This window comes from Salinisphaera orenii subsp. orenii MK-B5 (genome assembly GCF_003788635.1).
Lineage (GTDB): Bacteria > Pseudomonadota > Gammaproteobacteria > Nevskiales > Salinisphaeraceae > Salinisphaera > Salinisphaera orenii.
Window position 1 is genome coordinate 57,594 of the sequence record NZ_AYKH01000001.1, and the last position, 13,492, is coordinate 71,085.

The 13,492-nt window shown below is 67.2% G+C and carries 14 protein-coding genes; all 14 read right to left on the reverse strand.

The window, feature by feature from the left end; genetic code table 11:
* Positions 1-624 carry a ribonuclease HII gene (rnhB, locus tag SAOR_RS00285; protein ID WP_123629718.1) on the reverse strand — a complete coding sequence of 208 codons (624 nt, stop codon included), beginning with the start codon at positions 622-624 and terminating at the stop codon, positions 1-3.
* On the reverse strand, positions 621-1,778 hold the full coding sequence (lpxB, locus tag SAOR_RS00290; protein WP_123629719.1) for a lipid-A-disaccharide synthase: 1,158 nt from the start codon (positions 1,776-1,778) through the stop codon (positions 621-623). Before lpxB ends, rnhB begins: the two co-directional genes overlap by 4 nt.
* Positions 1,779-1,795: 17 nt before the next feature.
* On the reverse strand, positions 1,796-2,569 hold the full coding sequence (gene lpxA, locus SAOR_RS00295; protein WP_123629720.1) for an acyl-ACP--UDP-N-acetylglucosamine O-acyltransferase: 774 nt from the start codon (positions 2,567-2,569) through the stop codon (positions 1,796-1,798).
* A complete protein-coding gene (gene fabZ / locus SAOR_RS00300; RefSeq protein ID WP_123590458.1) occupies positions 2,559-3,008 on the reverse strand; it encodes a 3-hydroxyacyl-ACP dehydratase FabZ in 450 nt (149 codons plus the stop codon). The genes lpxA and fabZ overlap by 11 nt, the downstream gene beginning before the upstream one ends.
* Positions 3,005-4,057, reverse strand: a complete 1,053-nt coding sequence (gene lpxD, locus SAOR_RS00305) for a UDP-3-O-(3-hydroxymyristoyl)glucosamine N-acyltransferase (protein ID WP_123590457.1) — start codon at positions 4,055-4,057, stop codon at positions 3,005-3,007. Before lpxD ends, fabZ begins: the two co-directional genes overlap by 4 nt.
* A gap of 1 nt (position 4,058) precedes the next feature.
* Positions 4,059-4,571 carry an OmpH/Skp family outer membrane protein gene (locus SAOR_RS00310; RefSeq protein ID WP_123590456.1) on the reverse strand — a complete coding sequence of 171 codons (513 nt, stop codon included), beginning with the start codon at positions 4,569-4,571 and terminating at the stop codon, positions 4,059-4,061.
* Between the two features lie 34 nt (positions 4,572-4,605).
* The gene (bamA, locus tag SAOR_RS00315; RefSeq protein WP_123629721.1) at positions 4,606-6,948 is read right to left on the reverse strand and encodes an outer membrane protein assembly factor BamA; all 2,343 of its coding nucleotides are present in this window, start codon (positions 6,946-6,948) and stop codon (positions 4,606-4,608) included.
* A gap of 13 nt (positions 6,949-6,961) precedes the next feature.
* Positions 6,962-8,323: an RIP metalloprotease RseP gene (gene rseP / locus SAOR_RS00320; RefSeq protein WP_123629722.1), complete on the reverse strand. Its 1,362-nt coding sequence runs from the start codon at positions 8,321-8,323 to the stop codon at positions 6,962-6,964.
* 105 nt (positions 8,324-8,428) lie between these two features.
* A complete protein-coding gene (locus SAOR_RS00325; protein ID WP_123629723.1) occupies positions 8,429-9,259 on the reverse strand; it encodes a phosphatidate cytidylyltransferase in 831 nt (276 codons plus the stop codon).
* Positions 9,260-9,261: 2 nt separating this feature from the next.
* Entirely contained in the window at positions 9,262-9,984 is a 723-nt protein-coding gene (gene uppS / locus SAOR_RS00330; protein ID WP_123590452.1) for a polyprenyl diphosphate synthase, read from the reverse strand.
* 23 nt (positions 9,985-10,007) lie between these two features.
* Positions 10,008-10,565 (reverse strand): ribosome recycling factor, encoded by a 558-nt coding sequence (frr, locus tag SAOR_RS00335; protein WP_123590451.1) that lies wholly within the window; start codon positions 10,563-10,565, stop codon positions 10,008-10,010.
* Positions 10,562-11,308 carry a UMP kinase gene (gene pyrH / locus SAOR_RS00340; protein WP_123629724.1) on the reverse strand — a complete coding sequence of 249 codons (747 nt, stop codon included), beginning with the start codon at positions 11,306-11,308 and terminating at the stop codon, positions 10,562-10,564. The genes frr and pyrH overlap by 4 nt, the downstream gene beginning before the upstream one ends.
* 122 nt (positions 11,309-11,430) lie before the next feature.
* A complete protein-coding gene (tsf, locus tag SAOR_RS00345; protein ID WP_123590449.1) occupies positions 11,431-12,312 on the reverse strand; it encodes a translation elongation factor Ts in 882 nt (293 codons plus the stop codon).
* 27 nt (positions 12,313-12,339) lie between these two features.
* A complete protein-coding gene (rpsB, locus tag SAOR_RS00350) occupies positions 12,340-13,254 on the reverse strand; it encodes a 30S ribosomal protein S2 (RefSeq protein ID WP_123590448.1) in 915 nt (304 codons plus the stop codon).
* Positions 13,255-13,492: the final 238 nt, after the last annotated feature.

Genomic DNA, 13,492 nt, shown 5'->3' on the forward strand with positions numbered 1-13,492 from the left:
TTATCGTAACGTGTAATCGAAGACGGTCTGGCGCGCTTCGGCCAGGCGGGCGACCGGAGCGAAGCTGCGCCGGTGGATCTCGGTGACGCCGAGCCGTTCCAGGGCGCGGCGATGGCCGGCAGTGCCGTAGCCCTTGTGCCGGGCGAAGCCGTAGCCGGGATAGGCCGCGTCGAGCGCGACCATCTGCCGATCGCGCGCGACCTTGGCCACGATGGAGGCGGCACTGATCGCCGGTACCGCGCCGTCGCCACCGACCACCGCACGCACCGGCATCGCCAGCCCGGGCGCGTGGTTGCCGTCCACCCAGGCCGCGAAGGGCGTGAGCGTGAGTGCGGCCACGGCCCGCCGCATCGCGAGCAGACTCGCCTGCAGGATATTCATGGCGTCGATTTCCGCAACCGACGCCTCGCCCAGCGCCCAGGCCAGCGCCCGCGCGCGGACCTTGGCATCGAGCCGCTCGCGCTCGGATTCGGTCAGCGCCTTGGAGTCCGTCAGACCCCGCGGCAGCCCCTTCGGCGGCAGAATCACGGCGGCGGCCACCACCGGCCCGGCCAGCGGGCCACGGCCGACCTCGTCGACGCCGGCGACACAGGGGCAGGCGAAACGTCGGCGGCGGCGCGTCACGGGCGGGCCTCGACGAGATCCACCACCGCGCGCGCCGCTCGCGCGTCAGCATCCAGCGCGAGGCGAGCGTGTATCCCGTCGAACGCGTCGATCTGGCGCCGGCGCGCGGTCTCGGCGTGCAGCAGACGATAGAGCCAGGGGCCCATGAAGTCCGGGCTCGCCTCCTGCTGCAGGAATTCGGGCACCAGCGCACGGCCGGCCAGCAGATTGGGCATGCTCACGTGCTCGGTCTTGATCAGGCTGAGGCTTCGGGCGATCCAGTAGTTGCTGTCCGACAGTGCATAGGCCACCACCATCGGTGTCTTGGCCAGCAGCGCCTCCAGCGACGCGGTTCCGGAGGCCAGCAGCAGCACCTCGACCGCGCGCATCACCTCGCGCGATCGACCGTCGATCAGCGTCACGTCGACATCAGGATAGTCGGCGAGATCGGCCTCGAACAGGGCGCGGACGCGGGCGTTGGCCATCGGCGCGACGAAGCGCAGGCCCGGCGAACGGCGCGTGAGCCAGCGCGCGGTCTCGAGAAACGGGCGCCCCAGCCGGCTGACCTCCGCACCCCGGCTGCCGGGCAGCAGGCCCACCCAGCGGGCGCCCGGCTCCAGACCGAGTGCGCGCCGGGCAGTGTCCGCGTTCGGATGCCGCGGCAGCTCACCGGCCAGGGGGTGGCCGACATAGGTCACCGGGATGCCGTGACGCGCGAAGAACGCCTCCTCGAAGGGAAAGATCGCCAGCAGGCGATCGACCGCACGCCGGATGTGGCGCGTGCGCCCCTCGCGCCAGGCCCAGGCCGTGGGGCAGACGTAGTGGACCGTGGGCACGCCGCGCGACTTGAGTCGAAGCTCGAGCCCGGTGTTGAAGGCCGGCGCGTCGATACCGATGAAGGCCGCGGGCCGAGCCGACAATACGTGTGCCGCGAGCCGGCGGCGCAGTCGCAGCAGCCGCGGAATCTGGCCGACCACCTCGCTGACACCGAACAGCGACAACGCCTCAATATCGGCCAGGCTCTCACAGCCCTCGGCCCGCATGAGCGGCCCGGTCACGCCCTCGAAGCGGGCCTGCGGATAGTGCGCCCGCAGCGCCCGGATCAACCCCGCGCCGAGGCTGTCGCCGGAGGTCTCGCCGGCGACCAGCGTGAACAGCGGTGCCGCATGGGACACGCGCGCTCGCCGCGACGCTAGCGGATGATGCCGCGCTGGGCGGCGTCCAGCGACGCCAGCATGACGCGCACCGCCTCGCTGTGTTTGGCCGGTTCGCGCAGTGCCTCGCGGGCCTGATCCAGGCGCAGCTTGGAACGATAGATGGTGCGATAGGCCTGCTTGGCCGCGGCCACTTCGTCCTCGGAGTAACCGCGCCGGCGCATGCCCACGGAATTGATGCCGTGGGGCTCGGCGGGCGCCCCCGAGGAGCGCACGAATGCCGGCACGTCCTGCTGCACGCCGCTGCAATAGGCCAGAAACGCCATCGTGCCCACGCGCCGGAACTGATAGACCAGCGCGAAGCCGGCGAGAATACAGAAATCGCCGATACGGACGTGGCCGGCCAGACTCGCCCCGTTGGCCATCGTGATGCCGTTGCCGAGCACGCAGTCGTGAGCCACGTGGGTATAGGCCATCAGCAGATTGTCGTCGCCGATGATGGTCTCGCTCTGATCGATCGTCGTGCCGCGGTGCACGCTGCAGTATTCGCGGAACGTGTTGCGATCGCCGATGACCAGCCGCGTCGGCTCGCCCTTGTAGACGCGATGCTGCGGCTCCGCGCCGAGCGACACGAACTGGAATATGTGGTTCTCGCGACCGATGTGGGTGTGGCCCGTTATCACGGCGTGCGGGCCGATGCGGGTGCCCGCGCCGATGCGCACGTTGGGGCCGATCACCGAGAACGGGCCGACATCCACGTCGTCTGCGAGCTGGGCCTCCGGATGGACCTGTGCGCTGGGATCAACTGGCATCGGCCTTCCCCGGAATCGCCATCATCTGCGCGCGGCAGGCCAGCTCGTCGCCCACCCAGGCTTCGGCATCGAAACGCCAGAGACGCTTCTTGGCCGAGCCGACCACGAGCTTGAGCAGCAGCTGATCGCCCGGTACAACCTGACGCTTGAAGCGCGCCTTGTCGATCCCGGCGAAGTAGACGATGGTGCCCTCCTCGGACTCGACCGTACGCATGCCCAGAATCAGGCCCGCCTGCGCCAGCGCCTCGAGGATGAGCACGCCCGGCATCACCGGATGCTCCGGGAAATGGCCGGGGAAGAACGGCTCGTTGATGGTCACGTTCTTGATCGCGGTGATGGACTGGCCCGGCTCGCACGAGAGCACGCGGTCCACCAGCAGAAAGGGAAACCGGTGCGGCAGCTGCCGCATGATCGCCCGGATGTCGTCTTGCTCGCTCATTCGTCCTTGTCTCCTGTGAAAGCGCCGGGCCGCTCCACCCGGCGCAGACGGCGCTCGATCCGGTCGAGCTGGCGAAACAGCGCCAGACGCTTGCGCCACTTGCCCGCCGGCATCGCGCGCAGGGTCGACGAGTATACGCCGGCCGCAGTGATGTCCTTGGGCACCTGGCTGGCGGCGGTGATGATCACGCCGTCGACGACCGTGACGTGATCGCCGATGCCCACGCCGCCGCCGATCATGCAGTGCGCCCCGATGGTGCAGGAACCGGCGATGCCCGTACAGCCCGCGACCACCGTATGCGCGCCGATGACGCAGTTGTGGCCGATATGGACCTGATCGTCCAGCTTCACGCCGGGGCCGATGACCGTATCGTCGATGGCGCCGCGATCGATCGTGGTGCCGGCCCCGACCTCGACGTCGTCATCGATGCGCACGCCTCCGAGCTGCGGGATCGGGTCCCACCCCTGGCCGTTGTGAACGAGACCGAAGCCGCGACCGCCGATCGCGGCATTGGCCTCGATGCGCACCCGGGCACCGATGACGACGCCGTCGCCGACGCTGACGTTGGCCTCGATACGCGTATCGGTCCCGATGCGCGCTCGCGCCCCGATCACGCTCGACGGCCCGACCACGACGCCCGCTTCGAGCACCGCATCCGCCCCAACCACCGCCTGCGGCCCGATACTGGCTCCAGGGTCGACACGCGCGCCGGGCTCGACGACCGCACTCGGGTGCACGCCGGCCGCCGGCGGCGCCGGCTCGAACACGCTCGCCGCCCGGGCGAACGCCAGCCGCGGGCGCTCGCAGACCAGCGCCGCCACGGGGCAGCGCGGCGCCAGCGCCGCGGTCAGAATGACCGCCGTCGCGCCGGTCGCGGCCAGGGCGTCGGCCTGCGCCTCACTCTCGGCGAAGGCCAGACCGGCGTCGCGGCCGGGGGTCAGCGCACAGACGCCGTCCAGCCGCGCGCCCGGATCCCCCAAGGCGAGCTCGAGGTCGAACTGCTCGGCTATCGCGCCGAGCGTGGTCTCGTAACCGGAATGATGCGACACGTCAGCGCTGCTTCAGGCGGTCGAGAATCTCGTCGGTGACGTCGATCGCCTCGGTCGCATAGAGCACGCCGTCGCCGAGCATGAGATCGAAACCTTGCTCCCGGGCGTAGGCGTCGATCACGCCGCGGATATCAGCGCGCATCCGCTTGAACTCCTTTTGCTCGGCCTCGGCCACGTCGTCGTTGTACTGGCCCTGGCGCATCTGCAGCTCCCGCTGGCGCTCACGGATACGGGTCTGGAGCCGGGCCCGATCGTCTTCGCTCATCACCGAACCGTCCCGATTCAGCCGCTCCATATCCTGGCGCAGACTCTCGGAGGCGGCCTCCAGCTCGTTCTTTCGCTTGGCGAACTGCTTGGCCATGCTGGTTCGCGCACGGCTGGCCTGCGGGGATTCGCTGACCAGCCGATCAACGTCGACGACGCCGATCCGCGGTGTCTGCGCGGGTGCAGACACTGCCACCGACGCCAGCAGCAGGCCGAACATCAGCACGAAGGCGTACCGCAGATGGGTCATGGTCGCTCCTGGACAAGGCAGCGCAGGCGCGGCGCTACAGCCCCACACCGAAGGAGAACTGGAAGCGATCGGTATCGTCTCCCGGCTGACCGTCGACGTAGGCGGCGTAACTCACGCGCAGCAGACCGAAGAACGGGGTGAACCAGTAGAAGGCAACACCCGCCGACTTGCGCAGCTCACTGGCGTCGAAATCGCTGGCTTCCTCGTACACGCTGCCGATGTCGTAGAACGCGGCCAGACGCGTCGACTTGTTGTCCGACTCGAGGAAGGTCGGAATCACGAGCTCGTTCTGCAGAGTCGTGAGGAACTGGCCGCCGTAGGGATTATCGAAGGAGTCCTGCGGGCCGATGCCGCCGTTCGAGAAGCCGCGCACCGAGCGCGCGCCGCCGCCGAAGAAGTTGTCGTAGGGTGGTACGTCTTCGCCCTGCCCCCAGATATCGGTCTGGGCGATGCGGCCGTCGGTCTGCAGCACGACCTTGTCCGACAGCCCCGGAATCCAGGCGCCGATACGGAAATAGCGCTGGTGCTCGAAGCTGACGTCGTAGTACTCGAGATCCGAGCCCGGGCCCTTGATGTTGAACTCGACCTGGGAATTCGAGCCGCGGGTGGCGAAGAACGTGCGGTTGCGCGTGTCGCGCTGCCAACCCGTCTGCAACTCGTAGGTCGTGGCCTCGCGGCCGTTCTCGTTAATGAACTCGGCAAGCTCGTCGGACAGACGCTGCTCGCCGTCACGATTGACCGCGGAGTTGATTTCGTTGCGCTCGACGCCAAGCCCCGCACGGATCTGCGAATACTCGGTGATTGGCAGGCCGAACGTCATCGCGCCGCCGACCGAGTTCAGATCGAAGCCGGAACCGATGCGAATGAGCTGATCGGTGTCACGATAGAACGCGGAGATCGTGCGCGAAACGCCCTCGTCGGTGAAGTAGGGATCGGTCCAGCTCGCGCCCACGCTACGCGCGTAGTCGTTGGTCTCGGCCTGCAGGCTGACCTTGTTGCCGGTGCCGCGGAAATTGCTGTGCGACACGCTGCCATTGATCAGAAAGCCCTGGGCGTCGGAGAAGCCGACACCGAACTGCAGCGTGCCGGCCGCACGCTCGGACACGTCGTAATTGACGTCCACCAGATCCTCGGAGCCGGCGACCTTCTGCGTGTCCACCTGCACGTCCTGCATGAAGGGCAGACGCGCCAGCCGGGTGCGCGAGCGCTCGACGCCACTGCGCGAGAACGGCGCGCCCTCGAACTGGCGCATCTCGCGACGCAGCGTTTCGTCGTTGGTCTTTTCGTTGCCGGAGAACGTGATCTGACGTACGTAGGCCCGCTTGCCGGGATCGATGAAGAACGTCAGATCGACCGTCTTGTCCTCCTCGTCGACCTGGGTCAGCGGATCGACTTCGGCGAAGGCATAGCCGAAGTCGGCCAGCCCGGAGCTGATGCGGCTGGCCGAACCGTCGACCTCGCTGCGACGGAAGATCTCGCCGGCCTCCACGTCGACCAGACGCTGCAGCGTCGTCTCGGGCACGATCATGTCGCCGGCGAATTCGTAGTCGCTGATCGTGTACTGCGCGCCCTCGTCGACGTTGATCGTCAGGAAAATGTCGCGCTTGTCCGGCGACAGCGACACCTGGATCGAGGACACGTTGAAGCGGATGTAGCCGCGGTCCTGATAGAACGAGTTCAGCGATTCCAGGTCACCGAGCAGCCGCTCCCGCGAATAACGGTCGCGGTCGCGCCAGAAGGTCAGCGGATGCGTGTAGAACGGCGCGCTCGATTCAAGCTGGAACACGTCACGCAGCTGATCGTCGGAGAAGCGCTCGTTGCCGATGATGTTGATGTCCTTGATCGAGGCCACCGGCCCCTCCTGGACATCGATATCGATCGCGACGCGGTTGTTGTCGAGCTCGGTGACCTCGCTGTCGAGCTGGACGCTGTAGTAGCCGTTGGCATAGTACTGGCGCCGCAGTTCCTGATCGAGCTGATCCACGAGAGAGCGCTTGTAGAGCTCGCCCTGGGCCAGCCCCTGCTGTTCGAGGCTCTCCTTGAGCTGATCGCCACCGATCTGCTCGTTGCCCTCGATCGTGAAGCGCGCGATCTCCGGACGCTCGACGACGTCCACCACGAGGGTGTTGCCTTCGCGCTGCAGCGTGACGTTCTCGAACAGCCCGGTGTCGTAGAGGGCGCGGATCGCCTGTTGCGCACGCGCCTGGCTCAGCCGGTCGCCGGTCGAAAGGGGCAGATAGGTCAGTACCGTGCCGGGTTCGAGCCGTTGGACGCCGGTCACCCGCACGTCCTGCACGCGAAAGTCATACTGAGCCCACGCGCCGGCGGCATAGAAACACAACAGCACGACGAGCGCGCGCATCAGAATTCGAGGCATATAAACAGCTCCGCTACCCGAGCAAGCGCAGGATATCGTTGTAGAAAGCCAGAGTCATGAGCATGAGCAGGGCAACCATGCCCGCCTGCTGACCCGCCACCTGTACAGCCTCAGACAGAGGCCGCCCCCGTATCCATTCGATCGAATAATACAGAAGATGCCCCCCATCCAACACCGGGACGGGCAACAGGTTGAGCACCGCCAGACTGACGCTGACGAGTGCGAGGAAGCCAACGAAGGCCTCCAGACCAACGCTCGCGGTCTGGCCGGCGATGTTGGCGATCTGGATCGGGCCGCTGACGTTGCGCCAGGAGACGTCGCCGGTGACCATGCGCGCCATCAGCCGCACCGTCAGCGCCGAGACCTCCCAGGTCTTGTCGACGGCGGCGGGAATCGCCGCCAGCGGGCCGAGCTGACGCGTGGTGCGCATGGCATCCCAGGCCGCGGCATCGACACCGATGCGTGCCCCAAGCTGGCCGCGGGGCTCACCGTCGTCGCCGTCGACCCGTGCCAGCGTCACCGGCAGTGTGAGCCGTTCGCCGTCGCGGGTGACGTCCAGTTCGACGCGTTCACCCGGCCGCGCCTGGACATAGTCGACCAGAGCCTGCGGCGAATCCAGTGCCCGCCCGTCGATGGCCGTGACATCATCCCCGCTCTCGAGACCCGCCCGTGCCGCGGGGGAATCGTCGACCACGCCCGCGATCCGCGGCGTCGCCGGCGGCTGGTAGGGGGCGAGCCCCAGGCGTTCGAACAGCGCTTCCGGATCGGACGGCGCGCTGCTCAGATCGATGGTGATCGAGCGTCGACCCGCGTCCGGCCGCGCCACATCGAGGGTGATCGGATCGCCGTCGAGGCCACGGTCGAGCAGCGTCAGGCGCAGCTCCTGCCAGTCACCCACCGCACGGTCGTCGATCGCCACAATTTCGTCCCGGGCCTGCAGGCCGGAGGCCGCCGCCAGCGTGCCGTCGGCGACCGGACCGATCACCGGCTTGATGCCGGCGACGCCGATCATGAACACGAACCAATAGGCCAGAATGGCGAACAGGAAGTTGACGCCCGGGCCCGCGGCGACGATGGCGATCCGCTTGGCCGGATGCTGTCGGTTGAAGGCGTAGGGCTTTTCCGATTCGGCAACCGCCCCTTCCCGCTCGTCGAGCATCTTGACGTAACCGCCCAGCGGAATCGCCGACAGCCAGTACTCGACTCCGGAACGGCGACCGGTGAAGCCCCAGATACGCGTGCCGAAGCCGATCGAATACCGCAGCACCTTCACGCCCATCCGACGCGCGACCCAGAAATGGCCGTATTCGTGGACCGCGACGAGGATGCCGATCGCCACGATGAATGCCGGTACCGACATCAGCCAGTCAGACATGCGTTTTGATGCTCCCTGTGAACGGCGATGCGCGGCACGGCGTCACGGCCTTCGACCGCGGCGCTGCCGACATGATCCCTCGATGACGAAAATTCCCGATTGCAGCTAGACCTGCGCCGGCAGCCAGTGCAGCCCGGCAACAAACCACGGCGCGGCCGCGAGCACGCTGTCGAGACGGTCCAGCACGCCGCCGTGGCCCGGAAACAGCGTACCGCTGTCCTTGCGCTGTGCGTGTCGCTTGAACATGCTGATCGTGAGATCGCCGACTATCGAAACGGCCGCGACCCAGCCGGCCAGCACCATGAAGGCGATTGTACGCCCACCGCCGTAACCGAGCAGCCATGCGGCCGCAGCGCCCATGATCATGGCGGCGACCAGACCGCCCACAGCGCCCTCGATCGTCTTGCCCGGACTGACGCGCGGCGCCAGCTTGTGGCGGCCGAATCCCTTGCCGGCGAAATAGGCGCCGGTGTCCGCCGTCCAGACGAGCACGAACAACGTCAGCAGCAACAGCACGCCGTCGTCGCTCTGATGCAGATAGGTCACCGCGGCGACCGGCGCAACCAGCGCGACGACGCCGACGGCCGCACCCGGGCCGAGGCGGCCAAGCACGCTGGACCAGCCCTGCGGGTAGCGCACGATCCAGGCGATCGCGGCCAGCCACCAAAGGCATGCCAGACCGATCACGAACAGTTCCGCGCTCACCGGCAGCGGCGCGTTGCGCAGAAGCACGACCAGGCCCATCACCGCAGCAACGACCGCGACGAACACACCGCGACCGGTGGTCTCAAGGCGCACAAGGCCGCCCCATTCCCAGGCGCCGAGCAGCATCAGCGCCGAGAATACGAGCGCGATCGCGCCGGTCGGCAGAAACAGCATGCCCAGGACCGCGATGGGCACCACCACGGCCGCGGTCGCGATTCGCGTGGCCAGCATGCTCAGCGGCCCGGTGCGGCCGCCTCCGGCAACCGACCGAAGCGCCGCTCGCGGCGGGCATACCAGTCGATCGCCTCCTCCAGCGCCTCGCGATCGAAGTCCGGCCAGAGACGATCAGTGAAGTAGAGCTCGCTGTAGGCGAGATCCCAGAGCAGGAAATTGCTGATCCGGCGCTCGCCGCCCGTGCGGATGAACAGATCGGGCTCGCGCACGTGCGCCAGGCTGCGATATCGGCCGAACACCGCTTCCGTGATGCCATCGGGATCCAGCCGTCCGGCCGCGCAGTCGCGCGCCATCTCGCGGGCGGCGCGCACCACGTCCCAGCGTCCGCCGAAGTCGACCGCAACGACCAGATCGAGACCGTCGTTGTCGCGCGTGCGCGTCTCCGCGGTCTCCATGGCGCGCTGCAAGCCGGCGGAGAAATGGTCGCGCTCGCCGATGAAACTCAGGCGCACGTTGTTGTCGTGGAGCGAACCGAGCTCGCGCTGGATCGTCCGGCGAAACAGGTCCAGCAGCAGCCGGACTTCCGCACGCGGACGCTGCCAGTTCTCACTGGAGAAGGCGAAGACCGTCAGCACCCGGATACCGGTCTCGCGGGCGCTCTCGACGATCGCCCGGGCCGCGCGCGCGCCCGCCCGATGACCGGCGGCGCGCGGCAGACCACGCGCGTTCGCCCAGCGGCCGTTGCCGTCCATGATGACGGCCACATGTTCGGGAACAGTCATGGCAGCGGCGTCCGCGTGATGGCTCAAACCGTCATGATTTCCTGCTCCTTGTCCTGGAGCAGGCTATCGATGCGGGCGACGTGCTGATCGGTCAGCTTCTGGATATGCGCCTCAGCGGCATGCTGGTCGTCGGCGCTGATGTCCTTGTCGTTGAGCAGCTCCTTGACCGTGGCGTTGGCATCGCGACGCACGTTGCGGACCGCGACCCGCGCATCCTCGGCCTCGGCCCGGATCACCTTGACCAGGTCCTTGCGGCGCTCCTCGGTCAACGGCGGCAGCACGATGCGGATGACTTCGCCTGCCGTCGACGGATTGAGGCCGAGATCCGCGCCCATGATCGCCTTCTCGATCTTGCTCACCATGGACTTCTCCCACGGCTGGATCGTGATCGTGCGCGCATCCTCGACGGACACGTTGGCGGCCTGATTGATCGGCACTTCGGTGCCGTAGTAGTCGACGGTCACGTGATCGAGCAGGCTCGTGCTCGCCCGACCGGTGCGGATCTTGCTGAAATTGTCGCGCATGACGCTGATGGTCTTGTCCATGCGCTGCTGGGTATCCTTGTAGATGTCCTCGATCATGCTGTGGCTCTCGTCGTATTGTTGTCGACCAGCGTGCCGACATCGGTGGCGCCGTCGACGATCCGCAACAGATCCCCCGCGCGATTGATGTCGAACACCCGTAGCGGCATGCCGTTGTCGCGGCAGAGCACGATCGCCGTCGTGTCCATGACCGCCAGACGCTGGTCGATGACCTCGTCGTAGGTGAGATGCGTGTAGCGGCGGGCGCTGCTGTCGCTGACCGGATCGGCGCTGTAGATGCCGTCGACCTTGGTCGCCTTGAGCATGAGATCGGCGTTGATCTCGATCGCCCGCAGGCTCGCCGCCGAATCGGTCGTGAAGAACGGATTGCCCGTGCCCGCCGCGAAGATCGCCACCCGGCCCTTCTCGAGATGCCGGATCGCACGACGGCGGATGTAGTCCTCGCACACCTGATTGATCCGGATCGCCGACATCACCCGGGCGGTCATGCCCTGGTTCTCGATCGCATCCTGCAGGGCCAGCGCGTTGATCACGGTGGCGAGCATGCCCATCTGGTCGCCGGTCACCCGATCCATGCCGCGCCCGGCCAGACCCACGCCGCGGAAGATGTTGCCGCCGCCGACGACGAGCGCCACCTGCACGCCGGCCTCGATCAACTCACCCAGTTCGCGAGCGAGCCGCTCGGCCACATCGGCGGAAATACCGTAGTCCGACTGGCCCATCAGGGCCTCGCCACTGAGTTTCAGCAATATGCGTCGATAGGTCGGCTTCTTCTGGCTCATCGACAAGCGTGCACGTGGGAGGACATGGGCAAAACTCCGGCCGGGTCAAGATAACAGTACGCACGGCCCGCCGACGGCGGCGGGCAAAAAAAACCGGCTGCCTCGGCAGCCGGCATCTTTCTTCAGGCGGTCTTCTCGGCTTGCGCCTTGACTTCGGCCGCGAAGTCTTCCTGCTTCTTCTCGATCCCCTCGCCGACCTCGATCCGGGCGTAGTCGGTGATCGTCGCGCCCTGCTGCTTGCAGAGCTGCTCGACCGTGACGTCCGGATCCTTCACGAACGGCTGACCCATGAGCGTGATCTCGGCCAGGAACTTGCGCAGACGACCGTCGACCATCTTCTCGATGATGTCGTCCGGCTTGCCGGAGTCCTGCGCCTGGGCGACGAGAATCTCGCGCTCCGCCTGGCGGCGCTCGGCGGGCACGTCGTCGGCCGACAGATGCGCCGGCGCGGTCGCCGCGACGTGCATCGCCAGATCCCGGGCCAGCTCCGGCTCGCCACCTGACACCGCCACCGCACTGCCGATACGGGCACCGTGTTTGTAGACGTCGAGCCGGCCCTCGGCGGACTCGATGCGCCGGAAGCGACGCACCGTGATCTTCTCGCCGAGTTTGGCCACGAGGGCACGTCGGCGCGCCTCGATGTCCTCGCCGTCGATCGTCAGCGCGCCCAGCGCGTCGACGTCGGCCGGATTCTCGTCCAGCACCACGCGGGCCACCGCCTCGGCGAAGGCGATGAAGTCGTCGTTCTTGCCCACGAAGTCGGTCTCGCAGTTGACCTCGACGAGGACCGCCGACTTCGCGTCCTCGGACACGACGGCCGCCACGCGGCCCTCGGCCGCGATGCGGTCAGCCTTCTTGTCAGCCTTGGCAAGACCTTCGCGGCGCATGGCCTCCGCCGCGGCCTCGATATCACCGTCGGCGGCCTGGAGCGCCTTCTTGCACTCCATCATGCCGGCGCCGGTGCGCTCCCGGAGCTCTTTCACCAGAGCAGCGCTAATCGCCATCACTAATACCTCTCGAAAACTGCAGTGTTACTTGTCGGCGTCGTGCGCGTCGGACTCGCGCGGCTCCTCGGCCGGAACCGAGGCGACGTCGCCGAGAGAGGCGGTAGCCCGCGGCTCGGACTCGCCCTGTGATTCCTGGATGACCGAATTCTGGGTCGCCTCGCTGGCGGCCTGCGCCTCGGCCGGCTTGCCGGGCTCGTGCGCCGCGCCCTCTTCCTGGACCTCGACGATGTCCTCGCTTGGACCGGTGAACTCGCCCTTGCTGCCGCGACCGGTCAGAACGGCATCGGCCACCATCTCGGTGTAGATCCGAATGGCGCGAATGGCGTCGTCATTGCCGGGGATCACCACGTCGATGTTGTCCGGCGAGCAGTTGGTGTCGACCACGGCGATCACCGGGATGCCGAGCTTGCGGGCCTCGTCGACGGCGATCTTCTCGAAGCCGACGTCGATGACGAACAGCGCATCCGGCAGGCTCGTCATCTCCTTGATGCCGCCGATCCCGCGCTCGAGCTTGTCGCGCTCGCGGTGCAGGTCGAGGCCCTCGCGCTTGGACAGCTTGCGGATCGAGCCGTCCTCGATCATCTGCTCGAGATCGTGCAGGCGCTGGATCGAGTTCTTGACGGTCTTGAAGTTGGTGAGCATGCCGCCCAGCCAACGATGATTGACGAACGGCATGCCGCAGCGCTGGGCCTGCTTGCCGACGGCCTCGCGCGCGGCGCGCTTGGTGCCCACGAACATGACGTTGCCGCCGTTCGCAGACAGCCGGCTGATGTAGTTGTAGGCATCCTTGATGAGCGGCAGCGTCTCTTCAAGGTTGATGATGTGGATCTTGTTGCGGTGGCCGAAGATGTAGGGGGCCATCTTCGGGTTCCAATAGCGCGTGCGGTGGCCGAAATGCACACCCGCCTCGAGCAACTGGCGCATGCTGACTTGACTCATATCGTTTCTCCGGGTTGATCCTCCGCGCCTCCCATGAGACAACCCGTCGACGTCATGCCGACCGGCACCCCGTCTCATGTGCCGAAGCGCGTGTGTATTTTCGGCGGTCGAGCCGCCGGATTTCGCCTCGCATTGCCGCGAGCGCGAGCGGTTTATACCATAGCCGCCCCATTCAGGCCACCGATGCGGCGCCTCGACACGGCCCCGCCACCCCGCAACGCCGCCCCAGAAGGACAGC